Source organism: Planococcus versutus, assembly GCF_001186155.3.
In the GTDB taxonomy this organism is placed as follows: Bacteria; Bacillota; Bacilli; order Bacillales_A; family Planococcaceae; genus Planococcus; species Planococcus versutus.
The window spans coordinates 1,673,911-1,696,324 of record NZ_CP016540.2 but is presented as its reverse complement, the minus strand read 5'-3'; the positions used below and the strand labels follow the sequence as shown (position 1 = coordinate 1,696,324).

The 22,414-nt window shown below is 40.0% G+C and carries 19 protein-coding genes and 1 other annotated feature; of the genes, 16 read left to right on the top strand and 3 right to left on the bottom strand.

The features are described from left to right. Positions 1-9 precede the first annotated feature (9 nt). From I858_RS08660 to I858_RS08610, 11 genes are all read left to right on the top strand, one after another. Positions 10-1,104 carry a Leu/Phe/Val dehydrogenase gene (locus I858_RS08660; RefSeq protein ID WP_065524733.1) on the top strand — a complete coding sequence of 365 codons (1,095 nt, stop codon included), beginning with the start codon at positions 10-12 and terminating at the stop codon, positions 1,102-1,104. A 147-nt stretch (positions 1,105-1,251) separates the two neighbouring features. Next, positions 1,252-2,337 carry a butyrate kinase gene (gene buk / locus I858_RS08655; RefSeq protein ID WP_065524734.1) on the top strand — a complete coding sequence of 362 codons (1,086 nt, stop codon included), beginning with the start codon at positions 1,252-1,254 and terminating at the stop codon, positions 2,335-2,337. 60 nt (positions 2,338-2,397) lie between these two features. After that, positions 2,398-3,825 carry a dihydrolipoyl dehydrogenase gene (lpdA, locus tag I858_RS08650; protein ID WP_065524735.1) on the top strand — a complete coding sequence of 476 codons (1,428 nt, stop codon included), beginning with the start codon at positions 2,398-2,400 and terminating at the stop codon, positions 3,823-3,825. 13 nt (positions 3,826-3,838) lie between these two features. Next, positions 3,839-4,843 carry a thiamine pyrophosphate-dependent dehydrogenase E1 component subunit alpha gene (locus I858_RS08645; RefSeq protein ID WP_065524736.1) on the top strand — a complete coding sequence of 335 codons (1,005 nt, stop codon included), beginning with the start codon at positions 3,839-3,841 and terminating at the stop codon, positions 4,841-4,843. Continuing rightward, positions 4,843-5,826, top strand: a complete 984-nt coding sequence (locus tag I858_RS08640; RefSeq protein WP_065524737.1) for an alpha-ketoacid dehydrogenase subunit beta — start codon at positions 4,843-4,845, stop codon at positions 5,824-5,826. Before I858_RS08645 ends, I858_RS08640 begins: the two co-directional genes overlap by 1 nt. Before the next feature lie 350 nt (positions 5,827-6,176). After that, positions 6,177-7,490 (top strand): dihydrolipoamide acetyltransferase family protein, encoded by a 1,314-nt coding sequence (locus I858_RS08635; RefSeq protein ID WP_065524738.1) that lies wholly within the window; start codon positions 6,177-6,179, stop codon positions 7,488-7,490. A 98-nt stretch (positions 7,491-7,588) separates the two neighbouring features. Continuing rightward, positions 7,589-9,283, top strand: coding sequence for a methylmalonyl-CoA mutase family protein (locus tag I858_RS08630; protein WP_083553687.1), 1,695 nt, complete (start codon positions 7,589-7,591; stop codon positions 9,281-9,283). Then, a complete protein-coding gene (scpA, locus tag I858_RS08625) occupies positions 9,284-11,431 on the top strand; it encodes a methylmalonyl-CoA mutase (RefSeq protein WP_065524739.1) in 2,148 nt (715 codons plus the stop codon). It begins immediately after the preceding gene. After that, positions 11,431-12,498: a methylmalonyl Co-A mutase-associated GTPase MeaB gene (meaB, locus tag I858_RS08620; RefSeq protein WP_065524740.1), complete on the top strand. Its 1,068-nt coding sequence runs from the start codon at positions 11,431-11,433 to the stop codon at positions 12,496-12,498. Before scpA ends, meaB begins: the two co-directional genes overlap by 1 nt. 65 nt (positions 12,499-12,563) lie before the next feature. Then, complete coding sequence (locus I858_RS08615) at positions 12,564-13,004, top strand: BrxA/BrxB family bacilliredoxin (protein ID WP_065524741.1); 441 nt, start codon at positions 12,564-12,566, stop codon at positions 13,002-13,004. Between the two features lie 54 nt (positions 13,005-13,058). Then, entirely contained in the window at positions 13,059-14,036 is a 978-nt protein-coding gene (locus I858_RS08610) for an aromatic acid exporter family protein (RefSeq protein ID WP_065524742.1), read from the top strand. Between the two features lie 104 nt (positions 14,037-14,140). Here I858_RS08610 and prli42 read toward each other — a convergent pair whose 3' ends face one another. Beyond that, positions 14,141-14,236, bottom strand: a complete 96-nt coding sequence (gene prli42 / locus I858_RS17020) for a stressosome-associated protein Prli42 (protein ID WP_157886504.1) — start codon at positions 14,234-14,236, stop codon at positions 14,141-14,143. Positions 14,237-14,402: 166 nt separating this feature from the next. On the opposite strand from prli42, the gene mce reads away from it, so the two are divergent. The 5 genes from mce to rnz all read left to right on the top strand — a co-directional run bounded on the left by mce (position 14,403) and on the right by rnz (position 19,796). Further along, complete coding sequence (mce, locus tag I858_RS08605; RefSeq protein WP_065524743.1) at positions 14,403-14,801, top strand: methylmalonyl-CoA epimerase; 399 nt, start codon at positions 14,403-14,405, stop codon at positions 14,799-14,801. 15 nt (positions 14,802-14,816) lie between these two features. Then, the gene (locus tag I858_RS08600; protein WP_065524744.1) at positions 14,817-16,358 is read left to right on the top strand and encodes an acyl-CoA carboxylase subunit beta; all 1,542 of its coding nucleotides are present in this window, start codon (positions 14,817-14,819) and stop codon (positions 16,356-16,358) included. A 20-nt stretch (positions 16,359-16,378) separates the two neighbouring features. Continuing rightward, positions 16,379-17,497, top strand: coding sequence for a M20/M25/M40 family metallo-hydrolase (locus tag I858_RS08595; protein WP_065524745.1), 1,119 nt, complete (start codon positions 16,379-16,381; stop codon positions 17,495-17,497). Between the two features lie 90 nt (positions 17,498-17,587). After that, on the top strand, positions 17,588-18,829 hold the full coding sequence (locus I858_RS08590; protein WP_065524746.1) for a DNA polymerase IV: 1,242 nt from the start codon (positions 17,588-17,590) through the stop codon (positions 18,827-18,829). 7 nt (positions 18,830-18,836) lie between these two features. Continuing rightward, positions 18,837-19,796 (top strand): ribonuclease Z, encoded by a 960-nt coding sequence (gene rnz / locus I858_RS08585; protein WP_065524747.1) that lies wholly within the window; start codon positions 18,837-18,839, stop codon positions 19,794-19,796. A 388-nt stretch (positions 19,797-20,184) separates the two neighbouring features. Here rnz and namA read toward each other — a convergent pair whose 3' ends face one another. Both namA and proC read right to left on the bottom strand, forming a co-directional pair. Next, positions 20,185-21,201, bottom strand: coding sequence for an NADPH dehydrogenase NamA (namA, locus tag I858_RS08580; protein WP_065524748.1), 1,017 nt, complete (start codon positions 21,199-21,201; stop codon positions 20,185-20,187). A 48-nt stretch (positions 21,202-21,249) separates the two neighbouring features. Then, positions 21,250-22,053, bottom strand: coding sequence for a pyrroline-5-carboxylate reductase (gene proC, locus I858_RS08575; RefSeq protein WP_071645358.1), 804 nt, complete (start codon positions 22,051-22,053; stop codon positions 21,250-21,252). 49 nt (positions 22,054-22,102) lie between these two features. After that, positions 22,103-22,307 (bottom strand) — a binding site (T-box leader). Positions 22,308-22,414 lie beyond the last annotated feature (107 nt).

Genomic DNA, 22,414 nt, shown 5'->3' with positions numbered 1-22,414 from the left:
GAATTAACAATGGAAATATTCAAAAAAATGGAAGAACATGATTATGAACAGCTAGTATTTTGCCAAGATAAAAGTTCGGGCTTGAAAGCCATCATCTGTATCCACGATACAACTTTAGGACCAGCACTTGGTGGTACTCGTATGTGGAACTATGCAACAGAAGAAGAAGCAATTGAAGATGCAATTCGTCTAGGTCGCGGAATGACCTATAAAAACGCTGCAGCTGGTCTTAACTTAGGCGGCGGGAAAACAGTTATTATCGGAGACCCACTAAAAGACAAAAACGAAGAAATGTTTCGTGCGTTCGGCCGCTTTATTCAAGGACTAAACGGTCGTTATATCACAGCAGAAGATGTTGGAACAACAGTTGCTGATATGGATCTTATCCACGAAGAAACGGACTATGTAACTGGAATCTCACCGGCATTTGGTTCTTCAGGTAATCCATCACCAGTAACAGCTTACGGCGCATACATCGGAATGAAAGCTGCTGCTTTAGAGGCATTCGGTGACGATTCACTTAAAGGTAAAACAGTTGCAGTTCAAGGCGTTGGTAACGTTGCTTACCCACTTTGCGAATATCTGCACAAAGAAGGCGCGAAATTAATCGTAACTGATATTAACCAAGATGCTGTAAATCGTGCAGTGGAAGCATTTGGCGCAACAGCGGTTGCACCAAATGATATTTACTCACAAGATGCAGATATTTTCGCACCATGTGCTATGGGCGCAATTATTAATGATGACACGATTCCTCAATTGAAAGTTAAAGTTGTTGCAGGATCTGCTAACAACCAATTAAAAGAAGAACGTCACGGCGATGAATTAGAAGCTCGTGGAATTGTTTATGCACCTGACTTTGTTATCAATTCAGGCGGTGTAATCAACGTTGCAGATGAGTTATACGGATACAACAATGAGCGTGCAATGAAACGCGTTGAAACAATTTACGATAGCATTACAAAAATATTTGCAATCGCAAAACGTGATAAAGTGCCAAGTTACATCGCTGCAGACCGTATGGCTGAAGAGCGCATTGAACGTACACGTAAATCGAGATCTCAATTCTTGAGAAACGAACACAATATTTTAAGTAGAAGATAAAAGACCAAACTGCAAAACGGAATCTGTTCCGCAGCGCTTCAGCCGTACTCGGCATGGCCTCCGCAAGAAGTCAGGTAAAGTACGCCTGGCTTCTTGTTTTAGTTAATGAGATCATAAAATCGATCAACAGCCAAAGGGGGAGAACGTATGCCAGAGCAATCGAATCGTATACTAGTAATCAACCCAGCATCTACTTGGACTAAAGTTGGCGTTTTTGATAACGAAATCTTAATTATGGAAAAAACCATACACCACGAAATAGCAGCTATTAATGCATTTCCAAGTATTGCAAAACAGCATGTATACAGAAAAAATGCTATTTTGGAAGCATTGGATGAAGAATGTATGAATGTTTCAAATTTAGCAGCGGTGTGCGGAAGAGGTGGTTTGTTACGCCCAATCAAAGGTGGAACATACGAAGTGAACGAGGAAATGATGAAGGATTTAAACGACGGCTATTCAGGACAACATGCTTCTAATTTAGGTGGTATTCTTGCTCATGACATTGCTAGTGGACTAAATATTCCCGCTTTTATTGTCGATCCGGTGGTTGTAGATGAACTAGAACCAATTGCACGCATATCCGGTTTTTCTTCTATAGAACGGAAATCCATTTTTCATGCGCTCAACCAAAAAGCTGTAGCTCGAAAGTATGCGCATAAAACTGGACGTGCTTATGAAGACGTAAATTTAGTTGTCGCTCATATGGGTTCAGGAATAACAGTTGGAGCACATCAAAAAGGACGCGTTATTGATGTCAACAACGGCTTGCATGGCGACGGCCCATTTAGTCTCGAGCGAGCAGGAACCATACCTGCAGGCAGTTTAGTGGATTTGTGTTTTTCGGGACAGTATAGCCGTTCTGAAATAATGAAAAAACTAATTAGAGAAAGTGGATTGGTTGCTTATCTTGAAACGAAAGATGTAGTGAGAATCGAAAAACGCATTTTAGCTGGAGATACAAAAGCAGAATTGATTTATCAAGCAATGGCTTATCAAATTGCTCGAGAAATTGGTGCTGTCAGTACCGTTTTAAAAGGACAAGTAGATGCTATTATTTTAACTGGCGGTTTGGCTCACGGCAAAAGCTTTGTAGAAGCCATTATTGAACGGGTCAATTGGATTGCAGATGTTGAAATTCAACCGGGTGAGAATGAGCTTCAAGCATTGGCTGAAGGAGCTGTGCGGGTATTAAATGGAATCGAACAAGCAAAAACTTATTCGTTTCAATGAATGAATAAATTAATTTTTTTAAAAAATTTAATTAATGTGAATAAAAAGGAGGAAAAATCCATGGCTCAAAATTATGATGTTGTTATTTTAGGTGGAGGAACAGGTGGTTACGTAGCTGCTATTCGCTCTGCGCAACTAGGGTTAAAAACAGCTATTGTTGAAAAAGCCGAAATGGGAGGCACTTGCTTACATAGAGGTTGTATTCCAAGTAAAGCATTACTTCGCAGCGCTGAAGTTTACTCCACAACTAAAAATCATGCAGTTGATTTTGGTGTTCAAACAGGCGAAGTAACTTTAGATTTTGCGCGCGTTCAACAGCGCAAACAAAGTATTGTTGATCAATTGCACGCAGGTGTGCAAGGATTGATGAAAAAAGGTAAAATTGATGTTTATGAAGGCATTGGCCGCATTCTCGGACCGTCGATTTTCTCGCCAAACGCAGGAACGATTTCTGTTGAAATGAATAACGGTGAAGAAAACGAAATGTTAATTCCGAATAACGTAATTGTTGCAACAGGATCACGTCCACGTACGTTGCCTGGATTAACAATTGATGGCGAATTTGTCATGAGTTCAGACGAGGCATTGAAAATGGAAAGTTTGCCACAATCTATTTTAATCGTTGGTGGTGGCGTTATCGGAATCGAATGGGCCTCAATGCTTAACGATTTTGGTGTTGATGTAACTGTTATTGAATACGCAGACCGGATCATTCCGACAGAAGATAAAGATGTTTCGAAAGAAATGATGAAACTGTTGAAGAAAAAAGGCGTTAAGTTTGTGACAAGTGCAAAAGTAATGGCTGACACCTTAGAAACCGGTGAAAACGGTGTAACAATTCAAGCAGAGATCAACGGCAAGAACGAAAGTTTTTCTGCTGAAAAAATGCTTGTATCTGTTGGCCGTCAAGCAAACGTTGAAAACATTGGTATTGAAAACACAGATATTATCGTTGAAAAGGGCTTTATTCAAGTGAAAAAGTCATTCCAAACAAAAGAATCCCATATTTATGCAATCGGAGATGTAATTGGTGGCCTTCAATTAGCGCATGTTGCTTCACACGAGGGCATCACAGCCATCGAACACATTAAAGGCAATAACCCACATGCCATCGATTATGATTTAGTGTCACGTTGTGTTTATTCTAGTCCGGAAGCAGCAAGTGTCGGGATTACAGAAGAACAAGCAAAAGAAAAAGGGCACGATGTGAAAGTCGGCAAGTTCTCGTTTAAAGCAATTGGTAAAGCATTGGTCTACGGCGAGTCTGATGGATTTGTAAAAATTATCGCAGACAAAAAAACAAATGATATTCTTGGTGTGCATATGATCGGTCCACATGTAACAGATATGATTTCTGAAGCAGGTCTGGCAATGGTACTCGACGCAACACCTTGGGAAATCGCTGAAACAATCCATCCGCATCCAACACTTTCAGAAGTAATGGGCGAAGCAGCATTAGCAGTAGATGGAAAAGCAATCCACAGTTAAAGGGGGAAACATAATGGCTACGAAACACGAAGAAATTGGTTTGACCAATGATGATGTTCTAAAAATGTATGAAACGATGTTAATGGCTCGACGTGTAGATGAGCGTATGTGGCTATTAAACCGTGCTGGAAAAATTCCTTTCGTAATTTCATGTCAAGGTCAAGAAGCAGCTCAAGTAGGAGCGGCTTTTGCACTGGACAATACGAAAGATTATATCGCACCTTATTACCGCGACATTGGTGTGGTTCTTCATTTTGGTATGACGCCAAAAGAGTTGATGCTTTCAGCTTTCGCTAAAGCAGAAGACCCAAACTCAGGTGGACGTCAAATGCCCGGTCATTTTGGTCAAAAAAGTAATCGCATCATCACAGGATCTTCACCTGTTACTACACAATTGCCTCACGCAGTAGGTGTTGCTCTTGCAGGTAAGATGAAGCAAAAAGATTTCATTACATTTACAACACTTGGTGAAGGTTCGTCTAACCAAGGCGATTTCCACGAAGGCATGAACTTTGCCGGTGTTCACAAATTACCAGTTATCATCATGGTTGAAAACAATAAATACGCAATTTCTGTACCAGTTGAACGCCAATTAGCTTGCAAAAACGTTTCAGATCGTGCAATTGGCTATGGGATGCCAGGTGTAACGATTGATGGCAATGATCCGATTGAAGTTTACAAACATGTAAAAGAAGCGGCTGACCGTGCTCGTCGTGGTGAAGGCCCAAGTTTAATCGAGACCGTTTCCGAACGAATGACAGCTCACTCTTCGGATGATGATCACCGTCAGTACCGTTCAGCAGACGAATTAGCAGCCCAAAAATCAACAGATCCGATTTTGACATTTGGTGCTTACCTAAAAGAAAATAATATTATGACAGATGAAATTGAAAAAGAAATCAATGAGCGCATCATGCTGATCGTCAATGAAGCGACTGATTATGCCGAAGAAGCTCCATACGCAAAACCAGAAGATGCAATGAAGTATGTCTATGCCGAAGAAGGAGGAGACGAATAATGGCTATTATGTCTTATATTGATGCCATCACGCTTGCCATGAAAGAAGAAATGGAACGTGACGAAAACGTCTTTGTTCTCGGAGAAGACGTTGGTAAAAAAGGTGGCGTTTTTAAAGCCACACAAGGTCTTTACGATCAATTCGGAGAAGATCGTGTATTAGATACACCGCTTGCAGAATCGGCAATTGCCGGTGTTGGTATTGGAGCAGCAATGTATGGATTACGTCCAATCGCAGAAATGCAGTTTGCAGATTTTATCATGCCTGCAGTTAACCAAATTATTTCTGAAGCTTCTCGTATTCGTTACCGTTCAAATAACGATTGGACATGCCCAATTGTTTTCCGTGCACCATTTGGCGGAGGCGTCCACGGTGCCCTTTATCACTCACAGTCTGTAGAAGCGATTTTTGCGAACCAGCCTGGCTTGAAAATTGTTATTCCTTCTACTCCATACGATGCTAAAGGTCTTTTAAAAGCAGCAATTCGCGACGAAGATCCAGTGATGTTCTTTGAACACAAACGCGCGTATCGGTTGATCAAAGGCGAAGTACCAGAAGAAGATTATACAATCGAAATCGGTAAAGCAGACGTTAAACGTGAAGGTGAAGATATTACGGTCATCACTTACGGTTTAGCTGTTCACTTTGCACTTCAAGCTGCAGAACGTCTTGCAGAAGATGGAATTTCTGCTCATATTCTGGACTTGCGTACAATTTATCCATTGGATAAAGACGGCATTATTGAAGCTGCGAAGAAAACGGGGAAAGTGCTATTAGTCACAGAAGACAATAAAGAAGGAAGCATTATTGGGGAAGTAGCGGCTATTATTGCTGAAAACTGCCTATTCGAATTGGATGCTCCAATTAAACGTCTAGCAGGACCAGATATTCCAGCAATGGCTTATGCGCCAACCATGGAGAAATTCTTCATGATCAACCCAGACAAAGTAGAAAAAGCAATGAGAGAACTAGCAGAATTTTAAAAAGAAAAGCGTAAGCGCCCATCTAGATTCGACGGGCGTAAGACACACTGGCGAAGCGGCGTTTTTTGCCGCACAGCCAGAGTGGCTTATGACCCTAGAATCTGGGCGCTGAAGCTAGACAAAAGAAAAGTTGAACCGGCCGCACAGCTCCGGCAGGCATAAGGCGCATTGGCGAAGCGGCGTCTTTTTAGCCGCACAGCCAAAGTGACTTATGACCCGAGGAGTTGGCCGGTGAAACTAGACAAGAAAAGCGTAAGCGCCCGTGTAGATTCGACGGGCAAAAGACGCACAGCCGGAGCGGCTTAAGTAAAAAAACACAAAACTGAACAACAAGTAAAGGAGGAGTTCCCTTGGCTATTGAAAATATCAAAATGCCTCAACTGGGTGAAAGTGTAACAGAAGGAACCATTGAAAAATGGTTAGTTCAACCAGGTGATCATGTAAACAAATACGACCCGCTTGCCGAAGTCAATACAGATAAAGTAACAGCGGAAGTTCCGTCTTCTTTCACAGGAACCATTAAAGAATTAATTGCTTCTGAAGGTGAAACATTAGCAGTAGGTGAAATCGTCTGCACTATTGAAACAGAAGGTGGCAGCGCTGAGGCACCGACTGAAGAAAAAACAGCTACTAAAGAAAAAGCACCAGAAGCGCAATCAGCAGAACCAAAAGCTTCTGCAACTCCAGCTAAACCATCTGGAGCAAAAGGGCGCTATTCACCAGCTGTCTTACGGTTAGCTCAATATAACGACATTGATTTAACACAAGTTGAAGGCTCAGGTAACGAAGGGCGCATCACGCGTAAAGATTTGATGAAGTTAATTGACAGCGGTAATATTCCAAAAGCTGGAGATGCACCGGTAGCTCAAGCGGCTCCTGCGCAACAAGAACAACCTGCAGCTCAACCGTCAACACCTGCTGCTGCGCCAAAAGCGACTTCAGCTCCAATCGAAAGTGCCGAAGGCGATATCGAGATCCCAGTTTCCGGCGTGCGCAAAGCAATTGCTGCCAACATGCTGAAAAGTAAACACGAAGCACCGCATGCGTGGATGATGATTGAGGTAGATGTCACAAATTTGGTTCAATACCGTGATTCCATCAAAGGCGAATTCAAGAAAAAAGAAGGATTTAATATTACGTACTTCGCTTTCTTTGTTAAAGCTGTTTCACAAGCATTAAAAGAATTCCCAATGATGAACTCCATGTGGGCTGGCGATAAAATTATCCAGAAAAAAGATATTAATATTTCAATTGCCGTAGCGTCTGATAGTGCTTTGTTTGTGCCGGTTATTAAAAATTCTGATGAAAAATCAGTTAAAGGCATTGGCAAAGAAGTAAATGAGCTTGCACTTAAAGCACGTTCAGGTAAATTAAAGTCTGCGGATATGCAAGGTGGAACATTCACCGTGAATAATACTGGGTCATTCGGCTCTGTACAATCGATGGGAATCATTAATCATCCACAAGCTGCAATTATGCAAGTCGAATCAATCGTTAAACGTCCTGTTATTATGGACAACGGCATGATCGCTGCACGTGACATGGTTAATCTTTGCTTATCGTTAGATCACCGAGTGCTAGATGGTCTTGTTTGTGGACAATTTTTAGCTCGCGTGAAAGAAATTTTAGAAAACATGTCTAAAGAAAATACATCTGTGTATTAACAATTGCTAGAAGTCCTTGGACTTCTAGCTTTTCTTCTTTAATGTCAGTCTCTATTCGGGTAAGATGAAGATAGAAAGCCTTTTAAGGAGGGACTAGTGTGACAATCGAATCTATGAAAAACATCAATTTTCCGACGCATACATATAACGACTGGCAAGAAGCTGCTGAAAAAGCGATCAATGGTAAACCTTTTGAGGAAACGTTAAAAACATCCACAATCGAAGACATTACACTCGAACCGTTATACACAAAAGCAATGCTGGACAAATTAGATCGTTATATACCTGCTCAAGTAGCGGCTATTCAACGCGGCAAGCATCAGCCAAGCTGGCTTGTTTCTCAAGAAGTAACAGCAGATTCTGCTGAAGAATACTTGGCACTGATGAAAGATGATATTCTGCGTGGAAATGAAACCGTTGTCTATACGGGTTTCAGTAAATTTGAGTGGACAGACAAACAATTAATAGATCTAGCAGAAATGATTGTTCAATACCCAATTTATTTTAAATTAACGAGTGATGATCAACATATTTTACATGTTTTTGATTTTGTAAATCCACAGCAACTTTCAAAAGTACAAGGCGTTATTTTTTCAGAAGATACTGTGGAAGCGCCAGAAAATGTTCGTACACAATTGGTAGATACCATTCCAATCCATCATGCTGGTGGAACGGCGATACATGAACTTGGCGTTGCACTTAGTATTCTTTCAGAACGTATGGCAGACGGTGACTTTACAAGTGTTGCAAAAAATACGTGGATTCGCTTTGCGGTAGACACGCAATTTTTTCAAGAAATTGCGAAATTACGTGCATTTCGTGTATTGTGGCAAGTATTTAGTTCTGCATTTGGTGAAGAAACACCTACGCTGCCATTGTTTACGGAAACGTCCGTCCGTTCGTATTCCAAACTAGATCCTTACGTAAATTTATTGCGTGCAGGAAACTCGACATTTGCAGCAGTTCTTGGCGGTACAGATGCTCATACTGTCCATCCGCATGATTTTTTGACAAAACCAGATTTATCAAGTCGTCGAATTGCACGTAATGTGCAGCTGGTCTTAAAAGAAGAAACGCATGTCTCTCATGTAGTGGATCCTTCGGCAGGTTCGTATTTTATTGAAACCTTAACAAAGCAATATGTAGAAGCTGCTTGGAATTATTTCTTAGAAATCGAAAAAGCTGGTGGGTATGCGGAAGTCATTAAATCAGGTTGGCTAACAGATGATATTCAAGCAAAATGGATTGAAAGAGAAAAAAACATAGCAACTCGCAAACAATCATTAATTGGTACGAATATTTACGCGAATCCTCAAGAAACTGTTAAAGATGCAAAAATTGGCGATAGTCACATGGAATACATGACTGCGAAACGATTGGCAACTCCTTTTGAAAATCTTCGTGCAGAAAGCAAAAAAACTAGCTTAAAATCAGCCATCGTCCTTGTAGAACCGTTAAAAAAGAGTAAAGCACAAGTTGACTTTGTATCTGGTTTCTTAGCAGTTGGTGGCATTGAACCCTTAATAAGCAAACATTTAGCTACTGCAGAAGAAATTAATCAATTTCTTACAAATGAAAAAATTGAATATGCCGTTCTATGTGGATCTAAAGAAACGATTGCATCAGTAGTTCCTGGGCTAAAGGCTAAAGCGAATATCGATCTTGCTGGAAAGTATTCGAAACAAGAGTTAGCAGATTGGACGCAATATGGCATTAGCGATACGCTCTATTCTGGCAAACATATGACTGCGAAACTTGAGAAGATTTTCGCTTTAGGAAAGGAGTCGCTGTAAATGACCAAGCCAGATTTTTCTAAAATAAACTTAAGTGATTTAACGAATGTTGCTCAATCAGTTAATGAAACACCTCCTTTTATGACTAACGAAGGCATTGATATTAAGCCTGTTTATACAGAGAAAGATATAGAATTTTTTGAAGAAAGCATGCCGGGATTTGCACCGAACATTCGTGGACCATACCCAACTATGTATGTATCACGTCCTTGGACTGTTCGTCAATATGCAGGGTTTTCAACTGCAGAAGAAAGTAATGCCTTTTATCGCCGCAACTTAGCAATGGGACAAAAAGGATTGTCTGTAGCTTTTGACTTAGCAACACACCGTGGCTATGATTCAGATCATGAACGCGTAGTTGGAGATGTAGGAAAAGCAGGCGTTGCCATTGATAGCGTGGAAGACATGAAGATTTTGTTTAATGGAATTCCATTAGATCAAATGTCTGTATCAATGACAATGAATGGAGCAGTTGTACCTATTATGGCGTTCTTTATCGTTGCCGCTGAAGAACAAGGGGTTTCTCCGGACCAATTAGCAGGTACGATTCAAAACGATATCTTAAAAGAATACATGGTTCGAAATACGTATATTTATCCACCAGCAATGTCGATGCAAATTATTGCTGATATCTTTAAATACACGTCCAATCATATGCCGAAATTCAACTCAATATCAATTTCTGGCTACCATATTCAAGAGGCAGGCGCAACAGCCGATTTAGAATTAGCTTATACTCTTGCTGATGGTCTTGAGTACGTTCGTACAGGTCTTGCGGCTGGAATCGATATTGATCATTTTGCACCGCGTTTGTCTTTCTTTTGGGGTATTGGAATGAATTATTTCATGGAAATTGCTAAAATGCGTGCAGGCCGCGAAATTTGGGCGAAAATGATGAAAACTTTTGATCCAAAAAATAGCAAAGCATTGGCGTTGCGAACGCATTCTCAAACTTCAGGTTGGAGTTTAACGGAACAAGATCCATTTAATAATGTCACACGTACTTTAGTTGAAGCGAATGCAGCAGCAATGGGACATACACAATCGCTTCATACCAATGCGCTTGATGAAGCAATTGCGTTACCAACCGATTTTTCGGCAAGAATAGCACGTAATACGCAATTATTTCTTCAAGAAGAAACAATGATGACCAATGTGATTGATCCATGGGGTGGCTCGTACTATGTCGAGTCATTAACAAAAGAATTAGTAGAAAAAGCATGGGAATTGATTGAAGAAGTGGAAGAACTCGGAGGAATGGCGAAAGCAATTGAAACTGGCTTGCCCAAAATGCGTATTGAAGAAGCAGCTGCGAAAAAACAAGCTCAGATTGATTCCAACGAAGAAACCATTATTGGAGTTAACCGTCATCGTCTAGATCAAGAAGATCCAATCGATATTTTAAATATTGATAATACGATGGTCCGCAAAACGCAAATTGAGCGACTAAATCGCATGAAAGCAGAGCGAGATAGCGAAAAAGTAACAAAAGCGCTAAAAAAATTAACGCAAGCAGCAGAAACAGGGAAAGACAATATACTGGCTTGTGCGATTGAAGCGGCACGGCACCGAGCATCACTTGGTGAAATTTCTGATGCCATTGAAAAAGTATCTGGAAGACATAAAGCAGTGATTCGTTCTGTGAGTGGTGTTTATAGTTCGAATTTCTCTAACCAACAAGAAATGGAAATCGTCAAAGAAATGACAGAAGATTTTATTGAAAATGAAGGGCGTCGTCCACGTATTTTAATTGCTAAAATGGGACAAGACGGACATGATCGTGGAGCAAAAGTTATTGCGACAGCATTTGCTGATTTAGGTTTTGACGTTGATATTGGTCCGTTATTCCAAACGCCTGCTGAAACAGCCCAGCAAGCAGTGGAAAATGATGTTCACGTGATAGGTGTTAGTTCTCTTGCTGCAGGACACATGACACTGGTTCCAGATTTAAAAGCAGAACTAGAAAAAATTGGACGTGATGACATTTTAATTGTTGTCGGGGGTGTTATTCCGGCACAAGATTACGAGTTTTTACGTAAAAATGGAGCGAGTGCTATTTTTGGTCCTGGAACGGTCATTCCTGTTGCCGCACAAAAAGTTATTAGTGAGATTTACGTGCGTCTTGGTTACGAGGAAGTGATAGACTGATGAGCCTCCAAAAAAAATCACGACGCGTTATGGAAGGCGTTCGTGAAGCACATGACGGTATGACAGCTGTGCCACGGAAAAAGTTTAAGAAACCAAACGGCTACATCTTGGATATTGAAGAAATCGCTCAAGGAGTACAGAGCGGATCTCGACTTTATCTTGGAAAAGCGATTACATTGCTTGAAAGTTCAAATCCCGAACATAAAAAAGATGGTCAAGAACTACTTAATCAGTTGCTTCCACATACCGGAAACAGTTTACGATTAGGAATTACCGGTGTTCCGGGTGCAGGTAAAAGTACGTTTATTGAAACCTTTGGCGAAATGTTGACAAGTCTTGGTCACCGTGTGGCGGTATTGGCAATTGATCCGAGTTCTTCTTTAACAGGCGGTAGTATTCTAGGTGACAAAACCCGTATGGAAGAGCTAGCACGTAATCCAAAGGCTTTTATTAGACCTTCACCAACTGCCGGTACACTTGGTGGTGTTCATAAAAAAACACGTGAAACGATGTTGCTTTGTGAAGCAGCAGGCTACGATATAATTTTAGTAGAAACAGTAGGCGTCGGCCAAAGTGAGACGCTGGTGCGGAGCATGGTAGATATGTTTATGTTGCTTGTATTGACTGGTGCTGGAGACGAATTGCAAGGCATGAAAAAAGGTATTTTGGAATTGGCAGATGCTATTATTGTGCATAAAGCAGATGGTGAAAATGCTCGACTAGCAAAAAAGACAGTTTCTGAATACAAACAAATGATGCATTTTTTACAGCCTGCGACGGAAAGTTGGAAAACTCGCTCGGTTGCAGCGTCATCAATTGACAATACGGGCATCACTGAAGTTTGGGAAATGGTCCAAGAGTTTGATGAAACTGTGAAAGAAAGTGGCTATTGGAAAAAACGTCGACAAGAACAAACAAAAGAGTGGTTCCGTTCAATGATTACAGATGAACTGCATAGTCGCTTTTTTGACGATGGAAATCGTCGAGAGGTAGTTGGACTATTGGAGAAACAAGTGCTTAGTGATAAACTGACGGTAGCACAAGCAATCGTTAAGCTTTTTGAGTAAGCTTTTTTGCAAGTCTATTAAACACCTGCTATGATAAAAGAAGCAATAATAAGGAGTGATACTTGATGAGCATGGATTTTAACTTCCTGATGAATGATATAACCACACAAGCTCGCCAAGAACTGATTGACGGCGGCTATACACAGCTCCAAACAGCTGAAGATGTAAGCACTGCTTTTTCACAAAAAGGCACAAGTCTTGTCATGATTAATTCTGTATGTGGATGTGCAGGCGGCATTGCCCGTCCAGCAGCTTTGCATTCGATTCACTACGACAAACGTCCAGATAACTTGTTTACAGTATTTGCTGGACAAGACAAAGAAGCAACAGCTCAAGCACGTGCTATTTTTGGTGATGATCATCTTCCTTCTTCTCCATCTTTTGTTTTCTTAAAAGACGGAAAAATGGTGGACGAAATTGGTCGTCACGAAATTGAAGGTCATGATCCAATGTCTGTAATTACAAATATTCAAGCAATATTTGAACAGCACTGCGAAGAAGTTTAAAAAAATGCCTCTTATATAGAGGCATTTTTTTCATGTCTAAATTTGGAGGGAACAATGAAGCTGAATGTTAAGCCTTATTCTATTGGTTACCGTACGTTAAAAACTGCGTTAGGTGTAGTAATTGCTATTTCTTTGGCTCAATTTTTAGAGCTTGACTATTATGTATCTGCTGGAATTTTAACCATTCTTTGTATACAACCAACTAAGAAAAAATCGATTCGTGCAGCATTTTCCCGGTTTATTGCCAGTATAATCGGTATTGCTTACGCATTCGTATTTTTCGAAGGAATTGCTTATCATCCAATCATGATCGGAATTTTAATCGTTCTTTTTATTCCTTTATTGGTAACATTGCGTTTTCAAGATGGCTTTGTATCCAGCTCAGTTATTCTATTGCATATATACAATGCAAAAAATTTAAACTTGGATTTGCTGAGCAACGAATTGGTCTTGATGATGGTCGGTTTTGGTACAGCCTTAGCTGTGAATATGTACATGCCGAGTATTGAGAAAAAACTTGAAACTTATCGTTATGAAATCGAAAATTTATATGCTTCTATTTTTCGTGAAATCGTTGTCTATTTGCGCGAAGGAGAATCTAGTTGGAGTGGGAAAGAATTAATGGACGCCCGCATGCTTCTCGAAAAAGCAAAAGCATTAGCATACCAAGATGTTCAAAACCACCTTACACGTCACGAGAATAAATACTATCATTACTTTGAAATGAGAGAACAACAACTTGAAATCATCGAGCGCATTTTACCGAAAATTGCAGCTTTACCCGTGATTGTCGACCAAACTGACTTAGTAGCCGATTTCTTGGAAGATTTGGCAGAACATGTTCACTCAGGGAATACTGCGTATCGGTATATATCCAAACTAGATATTGTTAAAGATAATTTTGCCAAACTTCCGTTACCCGGTAGCCACGAAAAATTTTTAGCAATGGCCGAGTTATATCAAGTAATTCACGAAATAGAAAGCTATTTAGAAATCAAACAGTCCTATAAAGGATTTCATACAAAAAAGTGAAAATTCCTGTATAAATCTGACGGGTAGCCATTCAACAACTAAAAAGAATAAATGCTGACTATAAAAAACAGCAAAAGCTTTAGCTTTTGCTGTTTTTGAATCCATTAAAGTACAAAGCTCAAGCCAAACATAAGGCTCGAAAGAAGCATGATGGCAATCATTGCATAGACAATAAATTTACGGAACGCGGCGTTTCTCATTGGTGGTAGACTCCTTTATCAATCAAATACTTGAGCAAAGCATATCATAGATTCTATAAAAATTGAAGAGACATGTTAGTGGTTTTCTAATATTCACTAACAACTAGAGTTTTTCGCAGCGAATCTGTACAATAAGAGAAGAGCCGAAAAAGGAAGTGAAAATGAGATGAAAAAAGTAGATCATATCGGAATCGCTGTGAGAGATCTGAACGCTGTTCTTCCGTACTATACGGACACACTTGGACTTCCGTTGTTGAAAATCGAAGAAGTCGCGTCTCAGAAAGTGCGTGTTGCCTTTATTGATGCGGGGAACATTAAAATAGAATTACTCGAACCAATGGATGAACAAAATGCCATTTTTAAATTTTTAGAAAAAAAAGGCGAAGGCATTCATCATATTGCATTTGGCGTGGATAATATTGAAGAGCGAATGAACGAACTTCGAAAAAACGGCGTTCAATTACTGAGTGATCAGCCAAAACCTGGAGCTGGTGGAGCAATGGTTGCCTTTTTACATCCCAAATCATCAAATGGCGTGTTGTATGAGCTTTGCGAAAAACAGTAATTAGGAGTGGAGAAAATGGACATTTACGAAAGAATTAATGAGTTGTACGACCGTAAGCGAGAAATTGAACTTGGTGGTGGTGAAGAACGCATTGAAAAGCAACATGCTAAAGGAAAATTAACAGCGCGCGAACGCATTGATTTATTGGTTGATGAAGATTCATTTGTTGAACTAAGTCCATTTGTTGAGCACCGAACAACAGATTTTGGAATGGCAGAGGGACCTGGTGAAGGTGTGGTTACAGGATACGGAAAAGTTAACGGCAAACCTATATATTTATTTTCTCAAGATTTTACTGTGTTCGGTGGAGCTTTGGGTGAAATGCATGCTAAAAAAATTGCCAATGTAATGGATTTGGCAGCTCGTAACGGAGCGCCATTTATCGGATTAAACGATTCAGGCGGAGCTCGCATTCAAGAAGGTGTCTTGTCATTAGATGGCTATGGCCAAATTTTCTATCGCAATTCCATTTATTCTGGAGTTATTCCACAAATTTCTGTCATAATGGGACCATCTGCAGGTGGTGCTGTTTATTCACCAGCAATCACTGATTTTGTGTTTATGGTTGATAAAACGAGTCAAATGTTTATTACAGGACCTAAAGTAATTGAAACAGTAACAGGAGAGAAAATATCTGCCGAAGACCTTGGTGGATCAAAAGTACATACAGCAATAAGCGGAAATGCGCATTTTCGTGGAGATTCAGAACAAAAAGTGTTAGAAATGGTACGTCAACTAATTAGTTACTTGCCGCAAAATAATAAAGAAATGCCACCACGTCTTGAAGCTGGCGAAGACGACGATTACCGTCCAGACTTGGCAGATGTCGTTCCTTTTGAAGCGATTCGTCCATATGATGTTCGTAAAGTTGTGGAACAAGTTGTAGACAAAGACAGTTTCATGGAAGTACAACCGGAATTTGCGCGCAATATTGTTATTGGACTAGCACGTATTAAAGGCGAAACTGTAGGGTTAATTTGTAACCAACCAAAAGTTATGGCTGGTGGACTTGATATTGATTCGTCCGATAAAGCAGCACGATTCATTCGTTTTTGTGACTCGTTTAATATTCCTTTGATTACGTTTGAAGATGTTACAGGCTTTTTCCCAGGAATCAAACAAGAACATGGTGGCATTATTCGTCATGGCGCAAAAATTTTGTATGCGTATTCAGAAGCAACGGTTCCTAAAATGACGGTAATTTTAAGAAAAGCTTACGGTGGTGCATATGTCGCATTAAACTCCAAATCAATCGGAGCAGATTTAGTGTATTCATGGCCAAACGCAGAAATTGCTGTAATGGGGCCTAATGGTGCTGCCAACATTATTTTTGCACGTGAAATTGCAGCAAGTGATAATCCAGAAGAAACGCGTGCTGCAAAAATAGAAGAATACCGTGTGAAATTTGCCAATCCATATGTAGCAGCAGCTCGTGGCATGGTAGATGATGTAATCGATCCACGTGAAACACGCATTAAATTAATTCAAGCTTTAGAAATGATGCGCCATAAACAAGATACACGTCCTGCCAAAAAACACGGCAATATGCCATTGTAAATAAAAAAGGAGTGCTTAAAATGAATAAAGAAAGATTAATAAATGAGTTTTTAGAATTGGTTCAAATCGATTCGGAAACAAAATATGAAGGTCCTATTTCACTCATATTAAAAAGTAAACTAGAAGCAATGGGTTTTCATGTCGTAATCGATGAATCAGCTGCTCTTACAGGTCACGGTGCAGGAAATATTATTGCTACGCTTCGTGGCAACTTAACTGAAATTCCAGCTATTTACTTTACTGTACACATGGACACAGTAACACCAGGCGTTGGTGTTAAGCCTGAAATTAAAGACGGCTATATTTATTCGGATGGCACAACGATTTTAGGTGCAGATGACAAAGCGGGAATGGCTGCTTTGTTTGAAATGATTCGTGTACTTCAAGAGCAAGAAATTCCTCATGGAGATATTCAATTAGTTATAACAGCAGGAGAAGAAAGTGGTTTAGTAGGCGCTAAAGAGTTGGATTCTTCATTAATTATTGCGAAATACGGCTATGCTGTAGATAGTGATGGGAAAGTGGGCGGCATTGTAACAGCAGCTCCAAACCAGGCAAAATTATGGACAACAATCCATGGGAAAACGGCACATGCTGGTGTGGCACCTGAAAAAGGGATTTCAGCGATTACCATTGCGGCAAAAGCGATTGCTAAAATGTCACTTGGTCGCATTGACGAAGAAACAACTGCTAATATTGGTCATTTTGAAGGTGGCGGAGCTACGAATATTGTGTGTGATGAAGTTCACATTTTATCAGAAGCACGTTCGATCAGTGAAGATAAATTAGCCGCACAAACAACACATATGGAATCAGTTTTTGAACAAGTAGCTGAAAAACTTGGAGGTCATGCTGAAACAGAAGTCAAATTAATGTATCCAGGTTTCTATTTTGATGATATGAATCCTGTTGTCGAAATTGCTCAAAAAGCAGCAGCTAAAATTGGTCGTCCTTCTCCAATCCTAACAAGTGGTGGAGGTAGTGATGCCAATATCTTTAATGGATTTGGTATTCCTACTGTAAACCTATGTGTCGGCTATGAAGAAATTCACACAAAAAATGAACGCATGCCAATCGAAGAGCTTGAAAAATTAACAGAATTACTAGTTGAAATCGTGAAAGAATCCACGGTCAGCTAAATAAAAAAGTCAGTATGAAAAAAGAGAGAACAGTATGTATGTTCTCTCTTTTTTGATACACTAAAAGAAAAGGAAAAGAGAGAACGCGTCATGGCCAGTCGAGTTATTTTTCATATAGATATGAATAGTTTTTATGCATCCGTGGAACAAGCACACAACCCGGAGCTAAAAGGAAAAGCGATAGCCATTGCTGGAAATCCAAAAGAACGAAGAGGTATTATTGTCACTTGTTCTTACGAAGCACGAGCGCATGGCATTTATACCACCATGCAAGTGCATGAAGCAAAACGAAAATACCCTGACTTGTTGCTAATGCCACCTAACTTTGAGCGATATCGCGAAGCATCAAAAGCGATGTTTGATATTTTAAGGTCGTTTACTGAGTTAGTCGAACCCGTATCGATTGATGAAGGCTATTTGGATGTTACATCATTAACAGAACATCGTCATGCTTTGGAGATTGCTGAAGAAATCCAACAGCGTTTAGTAAAAGAATTAGATTTGCCGTGTTCGATCGGTATTGCTCCAAATAAGTTTTTGGCGAAAACAGCATCTGATATGAAAAAGCCAATGGGTGTTACGGTGCTACGAAAGCGAAGCATACAAGATTTGCTATGGCCCAAACCTGTAATTGATATGCATGGGATTGGGGAAAGCACAGCTACACGCTTAAAAACGATTAAAATTGAAACAATTGGTGAATTGGCAACTGCTAACGAAGGATTAGTTAAAGAAACAATCGGAAAAAATGGTTTGCGTTTGCGAGAACGTGCAAATGGCATTGATGAGCGAGCGGTAGACCCAGACTCTATTTATGACACAAAAAGTGTGGGAACATCTACGACCTTGCCTATAGACGAAACAGATGAACAAAATTTGCGTGTTTTGTTTCGACAGCTTAGCGACAAAGTGGCCAATCGATTAGAAGCAAAAGAATTGGCTGGTTCAACTGTTAGTATTCAAACACGCAGTTCAGACTGGAAAAATAGAACGCGTAGCGTGACTTTAAATAACACGGTTTGGAAATCTAAAGACATTCAACGCAATGCGTGGCAATTGTTTACAAGACATTGGAATGGGGAACCTTTACGACTGATTGGCGTAACCGTGTCAAATGTCGCGGCTAAAGAAGACATGACTGAACAACTATCCATTTTCAACTTTCAAGAACATGTCAAAGAAGAACCCATTTTAGATTTAATGGCAAAACTAGAAACGCGTTTTGGCAAAAGTGTGTTGACACGAGGGACGAAAACAAAAAAAGTCAACTACGATGCTAAAACAAGTTTCAGCAAAGATTTTTTAGATGATCACGACCATCATAGAAAGTAGGGAAAGCATGCAGTTATTATTTCTTGGTACAGGTGCTGGAATGCCTTCAAAACAACGCAACACTTCTGCATTGATATTGAAATTGCTCGAAGAGCGAGGAACTGTTTGGTTATTTGATTGCGGAGAAGCAACGCAACATCAAATTTTACATACAACGATCAAGCCACGTAAAATCGAAAAAATTTTTATAACACATATGCATGGAGATCATATTTTTGGTTTGCCAGGACTTCTAGGCTCACGTTCTTTTCAAGGAGGAGATGAACCTTTAGAAATTTATGGACCCGTTGGTATAAAAGACTATGTCACGATGACTTTAAAAATTAGTCGAACGCATTTAACGTATCCAATTGTTTTTCACGAACTAGTAGAAGGAAAGGTTTTTGAAGATAGATTAATGACAGTAGAAACACGTCTTCTTGATCACGTGATACCGTCTTACGGATTTCGAATCTCACAACACCCACTGCCACCAAAGCTTCAAATCAATAAAGCTTTATTACTTGGTGTGCCGAAAGGTCCTTTATTGGCCGCATTGAAAAACGGACAAGATGTTGAACTTTCAGATGGTACATGGGTTCGCAGTAGTGATGTGACTGATGCAGAAGAGCGGGGGTTTATTGTCACTATACTAGGAGACAGTCGTTTTTGTCAGGCGGCAATTGAGTTAGCGTATGATGCAGATGTTTTAGTACATGAAGCAACCTTTGATGGAAGTGCTATTAAAATGGCTGGAGAATATGGTCATTCTACCGTTTTCGAAGCGGCAGAAACTGCCCGAAGAGCCAATGCTCATACATTGATCATGAATCATATTAGTGCTCGATTTTTACCGGAAGATGAAAAATTATTGTTAAAACAAATGCGAGAAATTCATACATGTGGGTTTATTGCACGCGACTTTATGGAATTTGAATGGATTCAACACGAAAAAAAAATCAGGAAAAAACAGGGAAGCCATCTTTGAAGATGGTTTTTTTTAGTAAGAAACAAAATAATTTTTGTAAATAATAGAACATACGTTCTTTTTGTGTTAAAATAAAGGTACAGCTGTATGAGGGCGGTTTGGCCATTCCCAAAGAGAGGGGGTGGTAACATGACCATTGCAGAATCATTCGGTCTCGTATTTACGAGTATTGGGTTGACGATTAGTGCTTTGACACTTGTCGTTTCCATGATTTTGGTCACTAACAAAAAAAAATAACCGTCCCATGTGGCGTGGAATGACGGTTATTTTTTAAGCCTGTATTCCAGCCGGCCGCTCTCGTAGCGGGTTACAGCTGGCCGAATGCGAAAGCATTCGGTTTTTTTACGTTACCTTTAGTATACTAAATCTGAAGTATTTTGCAACTACCTTATACCCATCCTCGTTTATAAGGCACTGGAGCCGTTATGTCTGCGTTTAGTTGTTTAGCAGCGGTAAATGCCCAGTAAGGATCACGAAGCAATTCACGCGCTAGAAAGATCATATCTGCGCGTCCGTTTTGTAAAATTTCTTCTGCATGCAATGGACTTGTGATCAATCCAACAGCACCCGTCGCGATGGGTGTATTTTTTTTTATGGTTTCCGCATAAGGAACTTGGTAGCCAGGAAACACAGGGATACGTGCAGGGACCACAGCACCAGAACTAACATCGATCAAATCAACGCCTTGTTGCTTCATCCATTGACACATTTCTACATAGTGCTCTGGAGTCATGCCACTTTCTGTATAATCATGAGCAGATATGCGAACAAATAAAGGACCATCCCATATTTCATTAACTGCGTCTATAACGTTTCGCAAAAGACGGTAACGATTTTCTACCGTGCCACCATATTGATCTGTCCGTTTGTTTGTTAATGGAGATAAAAATTGATTGATTAAATAACCATGTGCTCCGTGAAGTTCAATAACATCAAACCCTGCTTTTTTTGCACGAATTGCGCCATTTTTAAAAGCTTGGATTGTGTCTTTAATATCAGCAACAGACATCTCTACTGGCAATTTGTAGCTGTCATCAAAAGCAAGTGCGCTTGATGAGTAAATGTCTCCATCGACTGTTGCTTTTCTACCTGCATGAGCTAATTGAATACCGGTCTTTGCACCGTTTTGCTTCATCAATCGAACAATTTCTGATTGACCTTCAATATGATGATCGTCCCATATGCCAAGGTCTCTGGAGGAAATACGCCCTTGTGGTTGAACCGCAGTAGCTTCAGTAATAATAAGACCGATTCCCCCAACTGCACGCGTCGGATAATGCACACGATGCCAGTCGGTAATTTGTCCATCTTCTTGATCACTTTGATACATGCACATCGGTGCCATAACAATGCGATTTTTAAATACCGTTCCTTTAATTGTAAAGGGTTCAAATAACTTGACCATAAAAAACTCCTCCTTGTTTAGATACAACTACAAATTATACAGGAGAGACTATTTAAATTCTTTTCCAAGCTCTTTTGAACGTTCAGAAGCTTTTGTCACGCATTCGCCAACGATGTTTTTAAAATTGTTTTCTGCTAAAGAATCAAGACCTGCTGCAGTGGTGCCGTTGGGGCTTGTAACTTTAACACGCAATTCAGCAAAATCTTCTTGTTGCAACATTTCGGCTGCACCAGCAAACGTTTGACGGACTAGTTTTTTAGCATCTGCCTTAGATAAACCATTGGCAATCGCTGCCTCTGTCATTGCTTCAGCAAAATAATAAATATAAGCAGGTCCGCTTCCGGCAACACCGGTAACGGCATGCAATTGTTCTTCTTCAACAACCGTTACGCTACCAATTGAAGATAATAAATCACGCAATTCGTGTTGCTGATTAAGTGTCACATGTTTGCTCCAAGCTACACCTGTAGCCGATTTTCCGATTTTTGCAGATGTATTCGGCATCGCACGAGCTACAGCGAAATTACCGACATGTTTTTGAATACTATCAATTGAAACTCCTGCTGCAACTGATAATATTACGGTGTTGCCTGAGAGCTTGTCTTTGATGCCATTAAGTGCTGCTTCTACATCTTTTGGTTTCATGGCTAATAAAACAAAATTAGCATTCTTTAATTCTGATTTTTCTTGGCATACGATATTTACTCCGTATTCATCACTTAAAAATTCTAAGCGATCTTGGTCCGATTTATTCATGACCGAAATTTCTTCTGGCTTCATAATTCGCTTATTGATCCAGCCGTGGATCATGGACTCTGCCATTGATCCTGCGCCTACACAGACTATCTTCATATCTATCACTCTCTTTCCTCAAAATAAAAAGCGCATTCATCCCTGTTTATACAAGGACGAAAACGCTTTGTTTCCGCGGTACCACCTAAGTTTGTCATAAAGACACCACTCGATATCCTTAACGCGGAAAAACGGTCGCGTTTTCACGACAGCTCAAAAGGAGGTTCTACAAAGGAGAGGAGGTGCACATCTCAGCTAAAGTAGCACTCTCTTTACACATCACTTTGTTTACTTTTCTTTATCTTCGCTCACATATCTTAGTAAATTATAGAGGACAAAGCGACTTTTTGTCAAATTACATAAAAAAATGACGATACGGGATTTTCCATGTATGATAGATGAATAGTGATTCATTCAGAGG